General features: G+C 41.1%; 23 protein-coding genes and 1 other annotated feature. Of the genes, 14 read left to right on the top strand and 9 right to left on the bottom strand.

What is annotated here, in order from left to right; translation table 11 throughout:
* The first annotated feature begins 180 nt into the window (after positions 1-180).
* The 6 genes from murC (at position 181) to ccpA (ending at position 5,716) form a co-directional block, all read left to right on the top strand.
* A complete protein-coding gene (gene murC / locus KVT11_RS14295; RefSeq protein ID WP_008343047.1) occupies positions 181-1,479 on the top strand; it encodes a UDP-N-acetylmuramate--L-alanine ligase in 1,299 nt (432 codons plus the stop codon).
* A 223-nt stretch (positions 1,480-1,702) separates the two neighbouring features.
* Positions 1,703-2,119, top strand: coding sequence for a DUF948 domain-containing protein (locus KVT11_RS14290; protein WP_008343048.1), 417 nt, complete (start codon positions 1,703-1,705; stop codon positions 2,117-2,119).
* Between the two features lie 29 nt (positions 2,120-2,148).
* Positions 2,149-2,619 carry a YtxH domain-containing protein gene (locus tag KVT11_RS14285; protein ID WP_007501807.1) on the top strand — a complete coding sequence of 157 codons (471 nt, stop codon included), beginning with the start codon at positions 2,149-2,151 and terminating at the stop codon, positions 2,617-2,619.
* 30 nt (positions 2,620-2,649) lie between these two features.
* Positions 2,650-2,973: a bacillithiol system redox-active protein YtxJ gene (gene ytxJ, locus KVT11_RS14280; RefSeq protein ID WP_007501805.1), complete on the top strand. Its 324-nt coding sequence runs from the start codon at positions 2,650-2,652 to the stop codon at positions 2,971-2,973.
* Positions 2,974-3,187: 214 nt separating this feature from the next.
* Positions 3,188-4,264: a bifunctional 3-deoxy-7-phosphoheptulonate synthase/chorismate mutase gene (locus KVT11_RS14275; RefSeq protein WP_017358315.1), complete on the top strand. Its 1,077-nt coding sequence runs from the start codon at positions 3,188-3,190 to the stop codon at positions 4,262-4,264.
* Between the two features lie 450 nt (positions 4,265-4,714).
* Positions 4,715-5,716, top strand: coding sequence for a catabolite control protein A (ccpA, locus tag KVT11_RS14270; RefSeq protein ID WP_008343056.1), 1,002 nt, complete (start codon positions 4,715-4,717; stop codon positions 5,714-5,716).
* A gap of 42 nt (positions 5,717-5,758) precedes the next feature.
* Here the strand turns inward: ccpA and KVT11_RS14265 are convergent, their stop codons facing one another.
* Genes KVT11_RS14265 through KVT11_RS14255 form a run of 3 tightly spaced genes read right to left on the bottom strand, consistent with a single transcriptional unit; the run spans position 5,759 to position 8,228 of the window.
* Positions 5,759-6,919, bottom strand: a complete 1,161-nt coding sequence (locus tag KVT11_RS14265; RefSeq protein WP_024718705.1) for an acetoin utilization protein AcuC — start codon at positions 6,917-6,919, stop codon at positions 5,759-5,761.
* The gene (locus tag KVT11_RS14260) at positions 6,916-7,557 is read right to left on the bottom strand and encodes a CBS and ACT domain-containing protein (protein ID WP_041092583.1); all 642 of its coding nucleotides are present in this window, start codon (positions 7,555-7,557) and stop codon (positions 6,916-6,918) included. Before KVT11_RS14260 ends, KVT11_RS14265 begins: the two co-directional genes overlap by 4 nt.
* A gap of 38 nt (positions 7,558-7,595) precedes the next feature.
* Positions 7,596-8,228, bottom strand: a complete 633-nt coding sequence (locus tag KVT11_RS14255) for a GNAT family N-acetyltransferase (RefSeq protein WP_159159892.1) — start codon at positions 8,226-8,228, stop codon at positions 7,596-7,598.
* A gap of 155 nt (positions 8,229-8,383) precedes the next feature.
* Between KVT11_RS14255 and acsA the strand changes: the two genes are divergently transcribed.
* Together acsA and tyrS are read left to right on the top strand one after the other, a co-directional pair.
* Positions 8,384-10,108, top strand: a complete 1,725-nt coding sequence (gene acsA, locus KVT11_RS14250; protein WP_017358310.1) for an acetate--CoA ligase — start codon at positions 8,384-8,386, stop codon at positions 10,106-10,108.
* Between the two features lie 59 nt (positions 10,109-10,167).
* Positions 10,168-10,403: a binding site (T-box leader), on the top strand.
* Positions 10,404-10,456: 53 nt separating this feature from the next.
* A complete protein-coding gene (tyrS, locus tag KVT11_RS14245) occupies positions 10,457-11,725 on the top strand; it encodes a tyrosine--tRNA ligase (RefSeq protein WP_017358309.1) in 1,269 nt (422 codons plus the stop codon).
* A 128-nt stretch (positions 11,726-11,853) separates the two neighbouring features.
* Here tyrS and KVT11_RS14240 read toward each other — a convergent pair whose 3' ends face one another.
* Positions 11,854-12,195, bottom strand: a complete 342-nt coding sequence (locus tag KVT11_RS14240; RefSeq protein WP_007501790.1) for an antibiotic biosynthesis monooxygenase family protein — start codon at positions 12,193-12,195, stop codon at positions 11,854-11,856.
* A 272-nt stretch (positions 12,196-12,467) separates the two neighbouring features.
* Here KVT11_RS14240 and KVT11_RS14235 point away from each other — a divergent pair, with 272 nt between their 5' ends.
* The 3 genes from KVT11_RS14235 (at position 12,468) to KVT11_RS14225 (ending at position 14,003) form a co-directional block, all read left to right on the top strand.
* A complete protein-coding gene (locus tag KVT11_RS14235) occupies positions 12,468-13,046 on the top strand; it encodes an esterase/lipase family protein (protein ID WP_370648336.1) in 579 nt (192 codons plus the stop codon).
* A 95-nt stretch (positions 13,047-13,141) separates the two neighbouring features.
* On the top strand, positions 13,142-13,354 hold the full coding sequence (locus tag KVT11_RS14230; protein ID WP_116307275.1) for a hypothetical protein: 213 nt from the start codon (positions 13,142-13,144) through the stop codon (positions 13,352-13,354).
* A 49-nt stretch (positions 13,355-13,403) separates the two neighbouring features.
* The gene (locus KVT11_RS14225; protein ID WP_254636484.1) at positions 13,404-14,003 is read left to right on the top strand and encodes a cysteine hydrolase family protein; all 600 of its coding nucleotides are present in this window, start codon (positions 13,404-13,406) and stop codon (positions 14,001-14,003) included.
* An 8-nt stretch (positions 14,004-14,011) separates the two neighbouring features.
* Here the strand turns inward: KVT11_RS14225 and KVT11_RS14220 are convergent, their stop codons facing one another.
* The gene (locus tag KVT11_RS14220; RefSeq protein WP_058213923.1) at positions 14,012-14,575 is read right to left on the bottom strand and encodes a hypothetical protein; all 564 of its coding nucleotides are present in this window, start codon (positions 14,573-14,575) and stop codon (positions 14,012-14,014) included.
* A gap of 267 nt (positions 14,576-14,842) precedes the next feature.
* On the opposite strand from KVT11_RS14220, the gene KVT11_RS21060 reads away from it, so the two are divergent.
* A complete protein-coding gene (locus KVT11_RS21060) occupies positions 14,843-14,929 on the top strand; it encodes a putative holin-like toxin (protein WP_017358303.1) in 87 nt (28 codons plus the stop codon).
* Between the two features lie 302 nt (positions 14,930-15,231).
* Here the strand turns inward: KVT11_RS21060 and rpsD are convergent, their stop codons facing one another.
* Together rpsD and KVT11_RS14210 are read right to left on the bottom strand one after the other, a co-directional pair.
* The gene (gene rpsD / locus KVT11_RS14215) at positions 15,232-15,834 is read right to left on the bottom strand and encodes a 30S ribosomal protein S4 (protein ID WP_007501777.1); all 603 of its coding nucleotides are present in this window, start codon (positions 15,832-15,834) and stop codon (positions 15,232-15,234) included.
* 310 nt (positions 15,835-16,144) lie between these two features.
* Positions 16,145-16,645: a GAF domain-containing protein gene (locus KVT11_RS14210; RefSeq protein WP_041092574.1), complete on the bottom strand. Its 501-nt coding sequence runs from the start codon at positions 16,643-16,645 to the stop codon at positions 16,145-16,147.
* Positions 16,646-16,771: 126 nt separating this feature from the next.
* Here KVT11_RS14210 and refZ point away from each other — a divergent pair, with 126 nt between their 5' ends.
* A complete protein-coding gene (gene refZ, locus KVT11_RS14205) occupies positions 16,772-17,437 on the top strand; it encodes a forespore capture DNA-binding protein RefZ (RefSeq protein WP_210552169.1) in 666 nt (221 codons plus the stop codon).
* On the opposite strand, the gene hisJ is transcribed toward refZ, so the two are convergent.
* Positions 17,407-18,222, bottom strand: coding sequence for a histidinol-phosphatase HisJ (gene hisJ, locus KVT11_RS14200; RefSeq protein ID WP_210552168.1), 816 nt, complete (start codon positions 18,220-18,222; stop codon positions 17,407-17,409). The genes refZ and hisJ overlap by 31 nt on opposite strands.
* Before the next feature lie 336 nt (positions 18,223-18,558).
* Here hisJ and ezrA point away from each other — a divergent pair, with 336 nt between their 5' ends.
* Positions 18,559-20,262, top strand: a complete 1,704-nt coding sequence (ezrA, locus tag KVT11_RS14195) for a septation ring formation regulator EzrA (protein WP_210552167.1) — start codon at positions 18,559-18,561, stop codon at positions 20,260-20,262.
* Positions 20,263-20,302: 40 nt separating this feature from the next.
* Here the strand turns inward: ezrA and brnQ are convergent, their stop codons facing one another.
* Positions 20,303-21,646: a branched-chain amino acid transport system II carrier protein gene (gene brnQ / locus KVT11_RS14190; RefSeq protein ID WP_210552166.1), complete on the bottom strand. Its 1,344-nt coding sequence runs from the start codon at positions 21,644-21,646 to the stop codon at positions 20,303-20,305.
* Positions 21,647-21,841 lie beyond the last annotated feature (195 nt).

Below are 21,841 nucleotides of genomic sequence, written 5' to 3'. Positions count from 1 at the left end.
AGAAATGGGAAAGTTGTCGGATACTAATCATAGTTAATATTGATTAGAATAGGAAGATCGGAAAAAAATCTTTATTTGGAGCTGCGATTTGTGATCAGCTAGAGACAAAAATCACAAGTTGCAAATTGAAATGAGCGTCATATACTGTAAGTCAGATAGACGTTTGTTGGAGGTACAATTATGACTGTTTATCATTTTGTTGGAATAAAAGGGACAGGTATGAGTCCACTGGCCCAAATTCTTCATGATACTGGGTATACTGTCCAAGGATCGGATATCGAAAAACATATCTTTACACAAAAAGCATTAGAAGAACGAAATATTAAAATTCTTCCATTTGACCCAGATAATATTCAGCCAGGGATGACGGTGATTGCAGGAAATGCATTCCCAGATACACACCCTGAGATTGAGCGTGCTCTTTCTGAAGGGATTCCTGTTATTCGTTATCATAAATTTCTTGGAGAATACATGGATTCATTCACAAACGTTGCAATTACTGGTGCTCATGGTAAAACATCGACAACAGGTCTGCTTGCACATGTGATGCAAGCGGCAAAACCAACTTCCTACTTAATCGGTGATGGATCTGGAATGGGGAAAGAAAACAGCGAGTATTTTGTATTTGAAGCGTGCGAATACCGCAGGCATTTCCTCAGCTACCATCCAGACTATGCGATTATGACCAATATTGATTTTGATCACCCTGATTATTTCACGGATATTGATGACGTGTTCGATGCGTTTCAAAACATGGCACTTCAAGTGAAAAAAGCCATCATCGCTTGCGGTGATGACGAGCATCTGCTCAAGATCCAAGCAAAAGTACCTGTTGTGTACTACGGATTCAATGAAGAAAATGATTTCCAAGCACGAAATGTTGTGAAAAACACAGAAGGCACGACATTTGATGTATTTGTACGTAATACGTTTTATGATACCTTCTACATTCCTGCTTACGGAAACCACAATGTCCTTAACTCATTAGCGGTCATTGCATTATGCCACTATGAGGCCATTGATGTAGAGCTCATCAAAGGTGCTTTAACGACATTTGGCGGTGTGAAACGACGCTTTAATGAAAAAGTAGTCGGTGAACAAGTCTTAATTGACGATTATGCGCACCATCCGACTGAAATTGAAGTCACGATCGAAGCAGCCCGCCAGAAGTATCCAGACCGTGATATTGTAGCAGTCTTCCAGCCGCACACTTTCACTCGTACACAGCAATTTTTAAGTGAATTTGCAGACAGTCTGAAAAAAGCGGACTATGTGTACCTTTGTGATATTTTCGGTTCAGCTCGTGAAAACATTGGGAAACTAAGCATTGAAGATTTGCGGGAAAAAATTCCGCAAGCCCAATTGATTGAAGAAGAAGAGACATCTGTGCTGAAAGCACATGAAAATGCGATCTTGGTCTTTATGGGAGCAGGAGATATTCAAAAGTATCTTCGTGCTTATGAGAAAGTCGCAGTATAATTGCCTGTCAAAAAGTGCCGATTCAATCGGCACTTTTTTATTTTGAATAAAATGTGACAAAGGGGCTAAATGTGACAAGATGTGCCGCTTTTTTTCGTTCGCTGTGGACAGGAATTGGCGAATAAGTGTAGAATTATTATTCAATCGGTCATTCTAGGCGATGTTTGAATGATACAACGAGAGGGTATTGAATTGAATATGCCCGCAGCAAAGGAGGTATCAGATGATTATTATTCTCTATTTAAGCGTTGCACTCATCGCAATCGCTTTCCTCATTCTTGTCATCTACTTGTCCAAAACATTGAAATCCTTACAGCTGACATTAAAGAATGTCGCATCAACTTTAGAAGGTCTTGAAGGACAGATGCAAGGCATCACCACAGAGACAGCACAGTTGCTACATAAGACCAATCAGCTTGCTGAAGATATTCAAGACAAATCGGCAAAACTTAACACAGTTGTGGATGCGGTGCAGGGAATTGGTGGCTCGATCAACCAATTTAATACAAGCATAAAGCAGGCAGCTGGTGCGGTTACTTCATCCGTTGAACGAAATCAAGAGAAAGTCACGGATGTGGTAAGCTGGAGTAACGCAGCACTTGAAATCTATAAAAAGTGGAAACAGCGTAAACAACAATAAACAACCATTTTCGCATAGGAGGAATAATCATGAGCAAAGACGGAATCAATAGCAAAGACTTTTTGATCGGAACACTTATCGGTGGCATTATCGGTGCAACAACGGCATTATTTTTAGCACCAAAGTCAGGGAAAGAGCTTCGCGATGATTTGAACACCCAAGCGAATGCCCTAAAAGAAAAAACAGATCGTCTTACAACAGATGCAAAGGAAAAAGGCACTGAATATGTGACGATTGCGAAAGACAAAACATCTGAGTTGTCTCAGCTCGTAGCAGAGCAGTCAAACCAGATTTTAGACAAAGTAAAAGACATAAAAGATCGTACAGCTGGAAAAGCTAAACAAGTAAAAAGCGAAGCAGAAGATGCTGCAGCAAATATTGCAAATGAAGCTTCAGATGTAGCAGATGAAGCAAAAGTAAGAGCACAAGAAGCAAAAGCAGACATTGAAGACGGCATCAAAGATGTCAAAGAAAAAGTAGAACAATCTACGAAAGGCTAACTCGCTGCTTAAGTTAGGAAGGAGCACATCATGTCTAAACAACTCATAGAAACAGAAGAACAGTTTGACCAACTAACAAATCAAGACGGAACCTTTGTCTTTTTTAAGCACAGTTTGACATGTCCAATCAGCCAAGCTGCTTTTCAAGAGTTTGAAGCGTTTGCGTCAGAACATGAGGATGTTCCTGCTTATTTCTTGCAAATTCAAAACACAAGAGAGCTTTCATCCTATGTGACTGAAAAGTCAGGGATCAAGCATGAAAGCCCGCAGGCACTCATCTTTAGCGGTGGCAAAGTAAAGTGGCATGCTTCTCACTCAAGCATTACAAAAGAAGCGCTTGAACATAACATGTAGAAAAACGTCAGCGATTGCTGACGTTTTTTTTATAAAAAAGGTTTACTTGCATCAAAAGTATGCTATAATCTTACACATAATACTTTATCGCTTAAAAGCGTTTGGGTAATAAAGAATTTTTTCGTGACAATTCCGAAATCTTTGTTTATAATAAACCCTATTATAAGAGATCAAAAATAAAAAGCGAGAGCGGGCAGAGGAAAGGATGACAAAAATGAGCAACAATGAATTGGAACAATTGAGACAGCAAGCAGATGAACTAAATCTTCAAATCTTAAAACTGATCAATGAAAGAGGAAACATTGTAAAAGAAATTGGAAAGGCAAAAGAAGCGCAAGGTGTCAACCGTTATGACCCTGTCAGAGAGCGCACAATGCTTAATCAAATTCTTGAAGAAAATGATGGCCCATTTGAAAATTCAACGATTCAACATATTTTCAAAGAAATTTTCAAAGCAGGTTTAGAGCTTCAAGAAGATGACCACAGCAAAGCACTTCTTGTTTCTCGTAAGAAAAAACCTGAAAATACAATTGTAAATATCAATGGAGAAGCGATCGGTGACGGAAAACAACGTTTCATCGTTGGACCATGTGCCGTTGAAAGCTACGAGCAAGTTGCAGAAGTAGCGGCAGCAGCGAAACAGCAGGGACTAAAACTTCTTCGTGGCGGCGCATTTAAGCCTCGCACAAGTCCATACGACTTCCAAGGACTTGGCGTAGACGGTCTAAAAATTCTAAAACGTGTAGCAGATGAATACGGTCTTGCAGTTATTAGTGAAATCGTGAATCCTGCTCATATTGAAGAAGCGATTGAGCATATCGATGTCATCCAAATTGGAGCACGTAACATGCAGAACTTCGAGCTTTTAAAAGAAGCTGGATCAGTGAACAAACCAGTTCTTTTAAAACGCGGTCTAGCAGCAACAATTTCAGAATTCATCAATGCAGCTGAATACATCATCGCACAAGGAAATGACCAAATCATCCTTTGCGAGCGAGGCATCCGCACATACGAAACAGCCACAAGAAATACACTAGATATCTCGGCTGTGCCAATCTTGAAACAAGAGACACATTTACCAGTCTTTGTTGACGTGACACACTCAACAGGACGAAGAGATCTACTTCTTCCAACAGCTAAAGCAGCTCTTGCGATTGGAGCAGACGGTGTGATGGCAGAAGTGCATCCAGATCCATCTGTTGCCCTATCTGATTCAGCGCAGCAAATGGACATTCCACAATTCGAAAAATGGTTAGATGCATTAAGACCACTTGTCAACATTCATGCGTAATCATAAATAGAAAAGCCGCCGGATGACAGCCCGGCGGTTTTTTCATGAAAAAATACGATTAAGATTGGCAATGAAAGGAAGAGAGCACATTGCAAGCTAAAAATATGCTTGTTCACAATGTTTTCATTTTTAAAATTCGATAGAATCTGCTAAGATCATTGTCATAGCTGACGTTCGCGACGATTTTTGGTGAAATATGATTCAATTTACAGGTAACAAGCTCATTAAAGTTTGTTTAATTTAGTTATAAAAAGAAAGGGAACGTTTTCATATGAAGAAAAAACGTGTATAATTTCATAAAAGAATGTCATTTTGATGTAGATTGAAAAATTATGTGTCTCTTTTCATCGTTTTAATGACAAATAGGATATTATTTTCCTCGTATCTGACATGTCTCTATCCAATTGGTGAATGCTATAGATATGAAGTGTATTTGAAGGAGTGATTTATGTGAATAATGTTACAATATATGATGTAGCAAGAGAAGCAAACGTAAGTATGGCAACGGTATCACGCGTTGTTAATGGTAATCCAAACGTAAAACCAACAACAAGAAAAAAGGTGCTTGAAGCAATTGATCGTCTCGGCTACCGTCCGAACGCAGTCGCACGAGGCCTTGCAAGTAAAAAGACCACAACAGTTGGGGTTATCATCCCTGATATTTCAAGTATCTTCTATTCAGAGCTTGCACGAGGAATTGAAGATATTGCGACGATGTACAAGTACAACATTATTTTGAGCAACTCAGACCAAAATACTGATAAAGAACTTCATTTGTTAAACACAATGCTTGGCAAACAAGTAGATGGAATCGTTTTTATGGGCGGAAACATTACAGATGTGCATGTGGAAGAATTTAAGCGCTCTCCTGTACCAATTGTACTTGCTGCATCTGTTGAAGAGCAGGCACAAACACCATCAGTCAACATTAACTATGAACAAGCCATTTATGATTCAGTTCAGCTATTAGTTGAAAAAGGACATAAACGAATTGCGTTTGTATCTGGACCAATGTCAGAACCAATTAACTCTATGAGAAAGCTTGCTGGTTATAAGCGTGCGCTTGAAGAAGCTGGTATCGCGTTTGACGAAGCGCTTGTTGCTGAAGGAGACTACTCATATGACTCTGGTATTGAAGCGCTCGCTAATCTGCTTGAGCAATCTGACAAGCCGACGGCTGTGATTGCAGCTACTGACGAAATGGCGCTAGGTGTCATTCATGGAGCGCAGGACAGAGGCGTATCAATTCCTGAAGATTTAGAAGTGATTGGCTTTGATAACACAAGACTATCCCTCATGGTGCGCCCTCAATTGACAACAGTTGTTCAGCCGACTTACGATATTGGCGCTGTTGCGATGAGACTGCTGACAAAGCTCATGAACAAAGAACAAGTAGAAGATCAAATTGTTGAATTGCCACATAGAATCGAAGAAAGACAATCGACGAAATAAAAAAGAAAGCAGGCTCACTTGATCAGTGGACGCCTGCTTTTTTTATGCCTTTTTCTTTTCTCGTCGAACAGGCATGAGTGCTTTTTCTACCGTTTGTGCATTTTTTTCTGTAATTTCTGCTCTTCTTGGAATCGGTGGATATAGATCGTCAGGATCTAGCCATGTGGATGGAAGCGGAACAGGCGATTGTTTTTCCCATGCCCGAATCCATTCCTGAGGAAGTGCATCTGGTGGTGTGATGCCTTTCATCTCAAGCCAAATGCGGCTCCATGCTCTTGGAACGACACGCCAAATATCATAGCCGCCTCCGCCCACAGCGATCCATTTTCCATCACAATATTGATGCGCCAGCTCATGGGCAATTCTAGGAATTTCCTCATATATTTTCATGGTAGCAGATAAATGCGTCAAAGGGTCATAATAGTGGGCATCTGCTCCATTTTGCGTCAAAATGACATCTGGTTTAAAAAAAGCAGCAATCTCTGTCACTGCTGTTCGATAGGCTTCTAAAAATGATTCGTCTTCTGTAAATGCGTCAAGCGGGATATTATATGCATAGCCATAGCCTTTATCATGACCCCTTTCCTGTACTTGTCCAGTTCCAGGGAACAAATAGCGCCCTGTTTCATGAATAGAAACAGTACATACCTCTGGATCATCATAGAAGCTAAACTGGACACCATCGCCATGATGAGCATCTGTATCAATATATAAAATTCTAGCGCCATATGTCTTTTGAATATACTGAATGGCCACAGAGCTGTCATTATAAATACAAAAGCCAGAGGCACGTCCTTTAAATCCATGATGAAGCCCGCCGCCAAGATTGAGCGCATGCTGCGAATGTCCAAGCATCACTTGATCAACCGCTGTTAATGTCCCGCCAACTAGGAGAGAAGCTGCCTCGTGCATCCCTGCAAACATCGGGGTGTCCTCAGTGCCAAGACCATAACGTTCCCCCTCTGCGGTGGACAGTTTTCCTTCACTTGCCCGCTGTACTGCTTGAATGTAGTCTGCTGTATGGACAAGCTTTAACTCCTCCAGCGTCGCCATACGAGGTGCGACAATCTCATCATCCGTTAACGCCTTCATTTTTTGAAGAAGATCATAAGTTAAGTAGACGCGAAGCTGATTGAAGGGATGATCTTGGTGAAACTGGTACGTTTGAAAAGATGGTGAAAAAACAAAGGTCGCTTCCTTCATTTGATCGTCTGCTCCATAGGCCAGAGCACTTTATAGCCTTTTGCACGAATCAGCTTCATCACATGATCTGCATGCATCGTTTGAAGGCGGAAGACGAGCACTTTAGAGGCTTCATTGGCATGTGGGTACACGAGTACACTCAGCATTTGAATATGCTGCTCTTTTAAAATGGCCGTAATGTCTGCAAGACCCTCTGTCACTTGCGCTACTTCAACCTCTAAATGTGATCCAGGCTGATCTGCACCTGTTAGTCTTACAAACGTACGAAGTAAATCTGTTTTTGTGATGATCCCTACAAGCTTGCCGCGTCTTACAACGGGAAGACAGCCAATTCCGTGTTCAAAAAAGACACTTGAAATCTCCTCAACGAAATCAAGCGGATGAGCGGTAATCGTCTCTAGCACCATGATGTCTTCAACCGGCCGCTGAATAAAAAGCTGCCTTTTCTCTGTTTCAAAAATACTTGGACTGGCATTTTTAATATCCCGATCTGTCACCATCCCAATGACAGATCCCTGCTCAGATACGATGGGAATATGCCGAATGTGATGTGCACTCATTTTTTGTATGGCTTCTTCAATCGTATCGGTTTTTCGCAGCGTGATCACATCACGCTCCATAATTTGTTCAATCATCATGTTTACCAATCCCCTTTGCCAAAAAAACGAATTGAACGTTAATACATAAAGCGCTGATGGAAGCGAAGACGATCAAAACGCTCGATTGAATCTGGACTCACATGTTTTCCGATCCGTGCCATTAAACAATTGGCTGGATGTGAGCTGATCTCTGGCTCATCTGTTGCAAACCAGACCAGACCACCGGCGTTCATCATTTTCTCCATCATTTTGCGGTACTCCCACACGTTTTTCTTCGTCCCTTTTAAATCCCAATGCCAGTAATATTCGGTTGTAATGATAATGTAATTCTCCATTTGCTCATCCATCATGCTCACATCCAGTAAATGCTTGCCAAGTGAGCAGCCTCTGAATGGAGGAGCGACTTCAATGGCACCGAGCTCAATTAAATTGTCCATGTTGCCTTCTGACCAGCGTTCAAGCGGATCAGGGTACAAATACGTGACATAGCCTACGACAAGCTCATCCACCCTAGCAATGATAATACGTCCTTCAGGAAGATCTGCTATTTCAACAAGTGCTTGTTTCTGTTCTTCAGGCGTGCGAAATGCCGTTAGTCCTTCATGAAACGTATAGTTCGCAAGCTCTGATGCAGGTACCGGTCCTTCAATCAGGATGGAACCTGTTTCTCGCTCAATGGTTTTTGAATAATAAGTTTTAGGATGCTCCACGTATCCACCGCCTCAAATTCTAGTGAGTCGTCTCTATTTTATCTTAAATCTGACAATAATTAAAACGGTTTCATCAGAAGTTTTTTAAAAATTGAGAAAAAAAGTCATCTATACTATAATGGTCATTGTAAACGTATGCAAAGGGGGACTGTTTGATGAAAGTGGAAACGCTACCATCAGTAAAAGGGGACTATCATTTAAATGATTATGAGCAAGCATACAAAGAATTTTCATGGGAGGAAGCGAGAAAAAATTTCTCTTGGTATGAAACAGGAAAAGTAAATGCAGCTTATGAAGCGATTGACAGACATGCGGACTCGTTTCGTAAAAACAAGGTGGCGCTTCACTACAAAGATTCACAGCGGGATGAAAAGTATACGTTCAGGGATATGAAAATCAAGACAAACAAAGCAGGAAATCTATTAAGAGAACAGGCACATGTGCAAAAAGGGGATCGCGTGTTTATCTTTATGCCAAGATCACCTGAGCTCTATTTTCTACTGCTTGGTGCTGTCAAAATTGGTGCGATCGTCGGTCCGTTATTTGAGGCATTTATGGAAGGTGCCGTCAAAGATCGTTTAGAAAATAGTGAGGCAAAAGTGATTGTGACAACGCCTGATCTGCTTGAGCGGATTCCGTTTGCAGAACTTCCAAAGCTTGAATCCGTCATCATTGTCGGTGGTGAAAAAGAGGATGCAGGTAGTGTGCGGACGATTCACTTTGAAGAAGCATTTGAGCAGGCAGCGAAGGAGCTTGAAATCGAGTGGATGGATGAAAAAGATGGATACCTGCTTCATTACACGTCAGGGTCCACTGGTACGCCAAAAGGTGTGCTCCATGTTCATGGTGCAATGGTGCAGCAAGGCCAGACGGGTAAATGGGTACTTGATTTGAAAGAAGAAGATGTCTACTGGTGTACAGCTGATCCAGGCTGGGTAACAGGGACGGTGTACGGTATTTTTTCTCCGTGGTTGAATGGAGCGACGAATGTCATTTTAGGCGGCCGGTTCAACCCTGATACATGGTACGAAACGATTGAATCGCTAGGTGTGACTGTTTGGTACAGTGCACCGACAGCCTTCAGAATGCTGATGGGAGCAGGAGACGATCTCATTCAAAAATATGATCTCAGCTCACTCCGTCATGTGTTAAGTGTAGGAGAGCCACTTAATCCAGAAGTGATCCGCTGGGGAGACGCTGTATTCGGTAAACGAATTCATGATACTTGGTGGATGACAGAAACAGGTGCACAGCTGATTTGTAACTATCCATGCATGGATATCAAACCAGGTTCGATGGGGAAACCAATTCCAGGCGTTGAAGCTGCGATTGTGGATAATGCCGGAAATGAACTTCCGCCATACCGGATGGGGAACCTTGCCATCAAAAAGGGCTGGCCGTCTATGATGCATACGATCTGGAACAATCCTGAAAAATATGAATCTTACTTTATGCCGGGAGATTGGTATGTTTCAGGAGATTCTGCTTATATGGATGAAGACGGATACTTCTGGTTCCAGGGACGTGTCGACGATGTCATCATGACGTCAGGAGAGCGGGTCGGTCCATTTGAGGTAGAAAGTAAACTGGTGGAACATCCGGCCATTGCAGAGGCTGGTGTCATCGGAAAACCAGATCCTGTGCGCGGTGAAATTATTAAAGCATTTATAGCGCTTAGAAGCGGATACGAACCGTCTGATGACCTGAAAGAAGAAATTCGTACGTTCGTGAAAAAAGGGCTCGCTGCACATGCAGCACCGAGAGAAATTGAGTTTAAAGACAAATTGCCAAAAACACGCAGCGGTAAAATTATGAGACGTGTGCTAAAAGCGTGGGAACTGAATTTACCTGCTGGCGATCTCTCGACAATGGAAGATTAATCACTTCCGTCAGTTGACTTGATATCAAAAGTATGTTAAAAATGACTTTAGTTGAATATGAAAAGGTTTTGACTGAGATTCAGTAGAATCATCTTTCCCTGTCCAAGAGAGCTGACGGCTGGTGCGAGTCAGTACAAAGAGATATTCGAATTACCCTCACGAACCGCTTTTACGAAAAGGAGCATATGCTATCTGATTAGTGAAAGAACGGATCTGTCCGTTATCAGTGTAAGTGAAAAGACGTGTTGTTTTGTCTTTTAAGCAGGGTGGTACCGCGATATATATCGTCCCTTCGTTCATTCGAAGGGGCGTTTTTTATGTTGAATTGTAAAAAAAGGAGATTTGGATATGAGTCAATTGATGGAAGAATTATCGTTCAGAGGATTAATTCAGCAACAAACAGATGAAGAAGGTTTAACAAAATTATTAGCAGAAGAAAAAATCAAGCTATACTCCGGCTTTGATCCAACAGCTGACAGCTTGCACATTGGTCACTTACTGCCAATTTTAACATTGCGCAGATTCCAAGAAGCAGGTCATCATCCGATTGCACTTGTTGGCGGCGCAACTGGACTGATTGGTGACCCAAGTTTCAAAAAAGCAGAACGTTCACTAAACCCAGCAGAAATCGTCGAACAGTGGTCAGAGAAAATCAAAGGCCAGCTCTCTCAATTCCTTGATTTTGAAGCAGGTGACAACCCAGCTGTCATCGTGAATAACTATGACTGGATCAGTCAAATGAATGTCATCACGTTCCTTCGTGATATTGGAAAGAACTTCGGTGTCAACTTCATGCTCGCAAAAGATATCGTCAGCTCCCGTATTGAAACAGGGATTTCGTACACAGAATTCAGCTACGTGATTCTACAATCGTTAGACTTCTTGAACCTTTACAGAAATGAAAATTGTAAGCTGCAAATCGGCGGAAGTGACCAGTGGGGAAATATCACATCTGGGCTTGAGTTAATCCGTAAGTCTGAAGCAGAAGGGGCTAAAGCATTCGGTCTCACAATGCCGCTTGTCACAAAAGCAGACGGCACGAAGTTTGGGAAAACAGAAGGTGGTGCCATCTGGTTAGATAAAGAAAAAACATCACCATATGAATTCTACCAATTCTGGATTAACACAGATGACCGTGATGTCGTGAAATACTTAAAATACTTTACGTTCCTATCAAAAGAAGAGATCGCATCGTACGAAGAAAAAGTGCAAACAGCCCCTGAAAAGCGTGAAGCACAGCGCCGTTTGGCAGAAGAAGTCACAACACTTGTGCATGGCCGTGAATCACTAGAACAGGCTGTCAACATCTCAAATGCGCTATTTAAAGGCGAGATCAAATCTCTTACAGCAGAAGAAGTGAAAGTAGGCTTTAAAGATGTGCCATCAATGGAGAAAGACAGTGCAGAAGAATTAACACTTGTTGATGTTCTTGTCGAATCAAAACTGTCTCCATCAAAACGTCAAGCACGTGAAGATATCACAAACGGTGCCATCTACATCAACGGAGAGAGACAAACCGACAAAGACTATGTCCTTTCAGCTGAAGACCGAATTGAAAACCAATTTACAGTCTTAAGAAGAGGGAAAAAGAAATACTTCCTTGTAACGTATAAATAAATCCTTATGAAACAGTAAGTATCATGAAAAGCACCTCAAATGTTCATATACATTGAGGTGCTTTTCTTTTTTATTCAGAAGTAGGAATTAAGCTTTTACAGAGCGGTTTTCTCTCATTTGTCTGTTTCTTATTCAAGAAGTGAATCTTCGTTTGTATAAGCATGTTCTACCTTACAAATTCGGGTTGTATAGGATTCATACCAATCTTTTTTTCCTTTTTTTTGAACACGCTGATGTGCTGTATGTGCTTTCCATTCTTTAATTGCTGCTAATGAATCCCAATACGATACAGTGATCCCAACACCATGCTCATCTCGTGCACTTTCTATTCCAAGAAACCCGTCTAGTTCTTTCGCTAATTGTTCCATTTTTTGAGCAGCAGCAGCGTATTCTTTCTGCTCAACATTCGTTCGTTTTGATGTGAAAATCACTGCATAGTAAGGTGGTGCAGGTGTTTGAGTAAATAGCATCTAGTAGAACCTCCTTTTGTCTATTCACATTATATATGAAAGATAGAGTGGCTCGTAGTCTTTTTGTTTTAGTTTCAAAAAGACCATGGTGCTTTTTCATTAGGTATTGTGCTGTAAAATCATCTCATAAAACATTACCTTGTTCACTTTTCTGACATATTTTTCTTGTATAAAATAGAGTCGAATAAGATGAATAAGGGGGAATGAAAGTGATTCGATTTAAGAAAAAGAGTTTGCAAATTCTTGTTGCCCTTGCCTTAGTGCTAGGTTCAATGGCCTTCATCCAGCCGAAAGAAGTCAAAGCGGCTGCGCATAATCCGGTTGTGATGGTGCATGGTATGGGCGGTGCGTCTTATAACTTTGCTTCGATCAAACGATACTTAGTATCACAGGGCTGGGATCAAAACCAACTTTTTGCAATCGATTTCATAGACAAAACAGGCAATAACCTGAACAATGGCCCGAGGCTCTCTAGATTCGTGAAAGATGTACTAGCCAAAACGGGCGCCAAAAAAGTAGATATTGTGGCTCATAGTATGGGTGGTGCGAACACGTTATACTATATTAAAAACCTAGACGGCGGAGATAAAATTGAAAACGTCGTCACACTTGGTGGAGCGAATGGACTCGTATCACTCAGAGCATTACCAGGCACCGATCCAAATCAAAAAATTCTTTACACATCTGTCTATAGTTCAGCCGATCTCATTGTCGTCAACAGCCTCTCACGTTTAATTGGCGCGAGAAACGTCCTCATCCACGGCGTTGGACATATCGGTCTATTAACCTCAAGCCAAGTCAAAGGCTATGTGAAAGAAGGATTGAATGGCGGAGGACAGAATACGAATTAAAAAATGAAAAAGACAGCGATTTGTGCTGTCTTTTTTGATGTCATGGTTATATAGGGTCTACTAGGTGTTGCAGAAGGTTTTTAGGAGGATAAAAGATGACGCAAAAACTCAAACAATATTTCTTAGGCTACTTTCTCTATTTCCCATGTTCATTTCTGATTATCTATATGATCTGGATGGCAATCGTCAAATCAGTGCAATGGGCAGAAGTCATATCTAATTGTACATCCATCATTGGTATCTATTACTTAATAGCCAGTGTGTGTTTTGTCTTTTTACTGCAAAAACAGACAAAACATCGTACATAGCCAAATAAAAACATGTACAAATCAACCACCATTCCTTACACTACATATAATGAACGAGATTCTTTGGAGGTGGGGATTTGTGCAACATCATCAAAAGGCTTTGATTATGGTCGATGTACAGAAAGCATTCGAGCACGAACAATGGGGAGAACGGAATAATCTAGATGCAGAGAAGAACATCAGTCGTCTATTGACGTTTTGGAGAGAAAAAGGCTGGACAGTCATTCATATTCAGCATACATCGGATCAGCCGCACTCCTTATTTCATCCAGCAAATGAAGGGCACTCCTTCAAAGAGGTCGCCAAACCGCTAGATGAAGAAACGGTCATACAAAAGAAAGTCAACAGTAGCTTTATAGGCACAAACTTAGAGGAACAACTAAGATCGAACGAGATCGACACTATTGTGATCGCTGGACTCACAACACCACACTGCGTATCTACCACAACAAGAATGAGTGGAAACCTAGGCTTTGATACTTACCTCATGTCAGATGCAACAGCCGCCTTTGGACTCGCAGATCAAACCGGTACATACTATGATCCAGAAACGATCCATCGCCTTTCACTTGCAACACTGCATGACGAATTTGAGACTATCCTGACAACTGAGCAGCTGATCACAAATTGGGCAAGCAAAAGCTCCTAGAATCATCTCTAGGAGCTTTTTGCTTGTTCATCCAGCGGCTGTTTTCGTTGTTCAATACTTGAGTAGATGAGATCTATTCCAATAAATAAGAAGCTGACAAAGAAAGATAAAATGAGTGTGCCGTGCTCCCAAATGGAGATATTTACTAGTTTTATGTAAAGGATATACTTAATCGAGAGGTGTAAAACGATCCAAGAACTGATCCACTCCAAAGCAAAAGTCAGCCATGAAGGGAATTTGAGTAAATAAGCCAGCCCTTTGCCTATGAAAAGAAGAAAAGGCGACCAAAAAACCACGATTCCACTCACCAATAAAGAGAACGAGATGAAAGAGAAAAATGAATCATATGTGATGTAATCTCCAAAAAGATAGTTTATCCCTAAAGCAACGATGCACAGCATGACACTTGGAACAGCGATCACGAGGCAGAGAGAAAAATAAAGCAGTAATATGAACGATATCGTAGCCAATAGGTTTGGTGGTGCATCTATGACCTGCTTTTTTCTTAAAAGAGAATAGGCGAAAATAGACAAGAAAAAGAGAACGAAAATCATGACTATGGTAAAAAACATGGAATTCCTCCAGCTTAGTGCGTTAGAAAAAGATCTCTATCATCATTGTACCAATAGACAAACGGCAGCTAAATGATATTTTTTTCCTATAGTTGCATGTGGGAATGACAATCACGTAATGAAGCGTGAAGGTGGTTATGCTGCGAAGAAAGGTTTTTGAATATGGAAGGTAACTTCCAATGTTTTCATGTATAATAGAGAGCGTGCAAATGTACGGCGTACTCAAAGGTGGTCTTGGCTAAATCCCCTTGAAAGGGGGTGCTGCCTATGTCAACTTTTCAAGCATTGTCCCTTATGTTTTTATTTGGGATGTTTATTCTTGCTTTGTTGACGTATATAGACAAAAAGAAATAGACCACCCTTTGAGCCTAGACAACTTGTAGGGTAGGTCCATTTATTGTGTACCTTCTAGCCAGCTCACTTTGAGCCAAGCATTTGTGCATTGCTGGGATGTGACAGCATCCTGGCTTCTTTTAATTTACGCTACATCTATTTGTATTATAACATAAAAAGGATTTGGTTAAACACTGTCATACATCCACTCTCATCTAGTTAGGTGTTAGAACATGATGGAATACAAACAAAAAACCCTAGAAATCCTTGAACAATCAAGGTCTCTAGGGTTTGTTTGATCACTCTCTGAGAGAGTCATGAAATTAACGAGAGTAGAACTCAACGATTAGTTGTTCGCTGATTTCAGGCGCTAATTCAGAACGCTCTGGAAGACGAGTGAAAGTTCCTTCAAGCTTTTCAGCATCGAAAGTAAGGTATTCAGGTACGAAGTTGTTCACTTCAACTGATTCTTTCACAACTGCAAGGTTTTGAGATTTCTCACGAAGAGCAATCGTTTGACCTGGTTTCACAGAGAAAGATGGGATGTCTACACGGCTTCCATCAACAAGGATGTGACCATGGTTTACTAGCTGACGGGCTTGGCGGCGCGTACGAGCAAGGCCAAGACGGTATACTAGGTTGTCAAGGCGAGTTTCAAGAAGGATCATGAAGTTTTCACCTTGTTTACCAGGAAGTTTAGCAGCTCTGTCAAATAGTGTACGGAATTGACGTTCGTTAACACCGTACATGTGACGAAGCTTTTGCTTCTCTTGTAATTGTAAACCGTATTCAGATAGTTTTTTGCGTTGTCCTGGACCATGTGGGCCTGGAGCGTAAGGGCGTTTTTCAAGTTCCTTACCTGTTCCGCTTAATGAAATGCCTAAACGGCGGGAAATCTTCCAACTTGGACCTGTATAGCGAGCCATAATGTGACTCCTCCTTATTGTTTTTATTTGTGAAAAATAAAAACCGTCTGTTCTTTGTCTTTTCCGTCATTATGTTTTCATGCATCCTCGCTCCAGCAGCAGGGAGTTACAAGATGCACCTCCATATAGAAGGAACAAAATGATACAAAAAAGCCGAACAAAAAGGCTGCCATATTTCACACAAACTCTATTATATGACGCCAGATAGGAGAAGTCAACCTATTTAAAGAGGAGAATGTCAAACGTGGTCGGCATTCATCCGGGAAGAAAGCAAAAGAAAAAAGCAGACACATTGTCTGCTTTTCAAGCATCATGACGCATCAGTAGAGGCTGATAACGCATTTTGGAGAACCTCTGTAAATTGAACTAAGTACGTTTCATCCACTTCATTGAAACGATCTTTCACTGGACTGTCAATATCGAGTACCCCAATGATTTGTCCATTTACTTTAAGTGGGATCACAATTTCAGATTGCGATGCTGCATCACATGCAATATGACCAGGGAATGCATGGACATCAGCGATACGCTGTACATCACCTGTCGCAAATGCTGTACCGCAAACCCCTTTTCCAGAAGGAATGCGTACACATGCGGGCAGTCCGTTGAATGGGCCAAGCACAAGCTCTCCGCCTTTTGCTAAATAAAATCCTGCCCAATTGACCTCAGGAAGCGAGTGATACAATAGCGCCGCAGCATTGGCTAGGTTGGCAATGAGATCAGGTTCACCATCCGTAATCGCTTCTACTTGCTTGATGAGTAATTGATAGTCTTTCGATGGATCGCCAGACTGTTTTTCGACATGAAACATGAAAATCTCCTACTTTCTATCTCAAAAATACATAACTTGCGCTTCGCATGTGGGATTTGTCGAGCAATGATTAAAGGAACTTCCGCCTTCACCTTGAAGTATGTACACATGAAGAGGGGTGAGCGGATGAAAACATCAACAACCGTGCAAACAAAAGATCGTATTATTGAAGCTGCCATCAGACTTTTTAACCAAAAAGGATTTTCTGGAACCTCTGTCCGTGAGATTGCGAAGGAAGCAAACGTCAACGTTGCCCATATATCTTATTACTTTCAAGGAAAAGGAGGGCTGCTCGAGCAACTCGTATCCGATTTTTATGAAGGGTACATTCAGATGATTGAATCGCACATCCAGCACATGGAAACCCGTCATGCAAAAGAATGTTTACTTCATGTGGTTTTTGATATTTTATCTTATCAGCATGAAAATCGTCAATTAACCCGTTTCGTTTATCGAGAAGTGACCATTGATTCAACGCTGATCAGGGAAATCATGTCCACCTATTTAACAAAGGAAAAATACTTGTTTCAGCTCATCATTGAAAAAGGAAAAAGCACCCATGTGATTTGTGAGCAGCTGTCACTCTCATCATTTATGATCCAGCTAAAAGCACTTCTGATGATGCCATATCTGCAGCCGCAATATTTAACAGAGGTGCTTTATATCAACCCAAGCGAGCCTTACTTTTATCAAACGTACTATAAGGAACTGAGCCGGTCGCTTCATCATCTGTTAGAACCAAATGAACCCGCACTTGATCCTCACCTGAAACTCATGATGTCTTCAAATTGATCATACGCATACCCGAGATCTTCCGCTTGATGGGCATCAGACCCGAATATGAGCGGAATTTTTTTCTGTTTTGCAAGATCAATCATCCATTGATCTAAATAGATACTTCTGGCATATGTTTTACGAAGACCTGATGTATTAAAATCTAAGGACATGCCTTTTTTTGCCGTTTCTTCAAGACAAAGGGTAACCCTTTGACATAGTTCTGGCGACATTTCGTATGGGAAAAGTTGTTTGAATTTCTGGACAAGGGTGATATGACCGATTCTCTTTGGCTTATATGGACCTAAAGATGATAGAATAGAAGAATGAATTTGGTCATAGTAGCTTTGATAGACGTGTTCGGTGCTGCCATAGATACTGATCAGCTGCTTGAAGGCGTGCTCATCAAAATCAAGACAAATATAATCATTGTCAGCAGGAAGAAAGTGAACAGATAAAATGCTATCGTCTAGTTCAGGGCCGTAGGAGTCTAAAAAGGCACTTGTTTCCTCTTCATACTCTTTGATATAGTCGACCTCAAGCCCAGTTTTTACTATTAACTGTCCTTTGTATTCCTGTTTCAGCTGATCCAGCTTCGTCAAATAGGCTTCAAGGTCTTGAAGCTTCATGGCGCTATCCTGCTCAGGCGTTGGATCTCGAAACGAAGGAGGCAGCGGGGCATGCTCGGTAAAGGTGATGGAATCAAATCCCTTTTTCATTGCTTTTTCAATATAAGAATGAAAAGGATCAAGCGTACCGTGCGGGCAAAATGGCGTATGTAAATGTGCATCTTGTTTCAACATGTCGTCACCTCTTGTCGATATTTTGAAAAACGTCATGTTTATCAGCGAAAATAATGAAAAATCATGACCAAAAATGCTGGTTACATGGTATCATAATAACAATGAAAACGACAGCTTCCGCATACATAAAAACAGGTCACATCAATACATGTGGCCAAATGATAGAAAGCCTGAATGACTTTCTTGAAAAAACATACATAAAACCGTGAATGGATCGTATTGGCAAAAATACAATCCTGCTTATAAAAAACAAATGCAAAGCGGACACGAAAGGGTTCTCAGGTCTACTCGGGACACTACCCTGACATCACTTAGATCACAACAAGGGGGCTCATTATGGAGTTTATCATCGGTTTAATTGTCATTTTGCTTGCTTTGTTTTCAGTCGGTTATTTCCTCAGAAAAAATATATATAAAGAGATTGACCGATTGGAAGCATGGAAAATTGAAATTTTAAACAGATCAATTGTAGAAGAAATTTCAAAAATCAAACATTTAAAAATGACCGGAGAAACAGAGCAGTTTTTTGAAAGATGGCGTGCAGAGTGGGACGATATCGTCACAGCCCATCTTCCAAAGGTAGAGGAGCTATTATATGATGCAGAGGAGTATTCTGATAAATATCGATTCTCCAAAGCAAAGCAAGTTCTTGCACATATAGGAGATCTGCTCACCGCTGCTGATTCAAACATCGAAGACATTTTAAAAGAGATTGCAGACCTTGTCACAAGTGAAGAGCAAAACCGAAAAGACATCGAGAAGGTCAAAGAGCAATATCAAACGGTACGAAAAAATCTACTTGCTTACAGCCATTTATATGGCACCCTTTATGACAAAATGGAGCAGGACTTGGACGAGGCCTGGGAAGGGATCAAGCAGTATGAAGAAGAGACAGAAAATGGAAACTACATGACAGCAAGGAAAATTTTGCTTGAGCAAGACCGCAGACTCGATCAGCTGCAATTATATATCAATGATGTACCGAAGCTCATCGCAGACTGCAAACAAACTGTGCCAGGTCAGCTGACGAAGCTGAAAGACGGTTATAAAGAAATGACAGACAAAGGCTACAAGCTAGAGCACATCCAGATCTCAAAAGAGCTGGAGAACTTGAATAAACAGCTGACCCGTGCGGAGAAGCTGCTGATTGATGAACTCAACTTAGATGAAGCATCAAGCATTCTGCAAATGATTGATGATGCGATTCAGACGCTGTATGATCAGTTAGAAGCAGAAGTAGAAGCAGGTCAGGAAATCAAGAGCAGAATGCCTGAGCTGACCGAAGCATTTGAAAAACTTGAACAAGACCACACGCAGACAAAGGCAGAAACGGCTCTTGTGAAAGAAAGCTACAAGCTGACAGCAGGAGAGCTGGATCAGCAGAAAGCATTCGAAAAACGATTAGAAGAAATTGAAAAGCTTATGAAGCAAATACGAGAGAAGCTTGATCGTGACCATGTCGCATACACATTATTAATGGATGAAATCAATCAGCTTGAGACCTTTATTGAGGATGCCAAAACACTTCATGAAGCGTTTAAAGATCACCTTCAATCGTTACGAAAAGAAGAATTACAGGCAAGAGAAACATTGGCTGAACTTAAAACCATGTTGACAGATACAGTGCGCCAGCTGCACAAAAGCAACATTCCAGGTGTACCTGCTGACATCAAAGATCGTGCTGAAAAAGCGCAGGAGATGATTCAGCAAGTGCAGGAGCAGCTAGAGAATTTGCCGCTGAATATGCCAGCAGTGAACCAGCAATTAAAAGAAGCCTCTGAAACAGTCAGACATGTCGTTGATGAAACACATGACATGCTTCGTAAAGTGGATCAAATTGAACGGATTATACAATACGGCAACCGGTTTAGAAGTCAAAACCACATTCTTTCAGAGCAATTAAAAGAGGCAGAACGAAGATTTTATGCCTATGATTATAACGATTCATTTGAAGTGGCAGCAGCAGCTGTCGAAAAAGCATCACCTGGAGCCGTCCAGAAGCTTTTAACTCAGCAAGAAAAAGAATATCAGCATCAATAAAAAAGCTGAAGTCCTAAAATGGACTTCAGCTTTTTCCATGTTATGAAGCTTGCTTTTGGCGTTCTTCTGAAGCAGAAGAAGTGAATAGAGAGATAACAAATCCAATCACGACTCCGAGTATGGCAGGCATAATCCAGCCAATGCCAAGGTCATATAGCGGCAAGATCGTTTGAAAGAGATCTTTCACAGGACCAATCGGCAGTTTCGCCGCTGCTAAGCCGTCAAACAGACTGACGCAGCCAGTTAAAATCAAAGTAAGGACATACACAGGTCTTCTATGACCAAGCCATTTGTCAGCAAGTGATAAAACGATAATCACAATTGCTAACGGGTAAATCGCAGTTAACACAGGTACTGAAAAAGCGATAATATGAGCAAGTCCAAAATTTGAAATGATAAAACTGAATAATGTGACGAGTGTAACGACCATTTTATAAGAAAGTTTAGGTAATAAATTTGAGAAATACTCTCCGCACGATGTCACGAGACCGATACTTGTGGTTAAACAGGCAACCGTAATCGCCGCGCCTAACACAATATTACCTAAACTGCCAAAAAGAAATTGCGAGGACTGAGCCAAGATTTTACTACCATCTCCAACAAAACCAATGGCGTGTGTACTTGAAGCGCCTAAATAAGCAAGTGATAGATAAACAAATGTTAATCCGCAAGCTGCAATTAGGCCAGCTTTGATACAAGCAGATGTGAGTGCTTTTTTACTTGTTACGCCGCGTCCTTTAATGGCGTTGATGACAACAACTCCAAACACAATAGATGCAAGAGCGTCCATGGTTTTATAGCCTTCTAAAAACCCTTTGAAAAATGATCCATTGCTATAGGACACATCAGGTGTGCCAATGACGCCCATCGGTGTCAAAATGGCTTTGACGATAATAATCAAAATGATCGTAAATTTAATCGGTGTTAACACTTTCCCTACACGATCCACAATTTTCGTTGGATTGAGTGCAAGATAATACGTAATACCAAAAAAGGCCAGTGTAAATAAAAAAAGTGAGAGCCAAGCTGGTACACCAGCTAAAAAGGGTAGTGCACCAATTTCATATGAAACCGTTCCCGTACGAGGAATAGCGAAAAGTGGCCCGATAGATAAATATAAAATGACGGTAAACGCTGTTCCAAAAGCTGGGTGAGCTTTATCAGCTAATCCTTTTGCATCTCGACCTGTCAAAGCGATTGCAATAATCCCTAGAAGAGGTAAACCGACACCTGTTAATAAAAATCCGCCCATTGCTTTCCACACATTTTGCCCAGCATATTGCCCAAGCTCTGGTGGATAAATCATATTACCGGCGCCGAAGAATAGAGCAAACAGCATAAAACCTATGATAACCGTATCTTTCGTCGACAAAGTTGCCTTCATTGCATTTAAAGCCTCCATTATTATGTTGAAATATTCTGTTAATTAGTTGCTAGGTAACCGTTCATCATTAACAATCACTAATTATAAAGGATGTACGCCTGATGTCAACATGTGTTTTCGTACAAAAGTCATGAATTTTTCTATTTTAGTATATGGAGGACAATAAAAAAACATCCCCTTCACTTTGGAAGAGGA

Origin of the sequence: Bacillus sp. GbtcB10 (assembly GCF_019091365.1) — a bacterium.
GTDB classification, from domain to species: Bacteria; Bacillota; Bacilli; order Bacillales; family Bacillaceae; genus Bacillus; species Bacillus altitudinis.
Note: the sequence above shows the minus strand (reverse complement) of the source record. Positions and strands in the feature narration are given on the sequence as shown.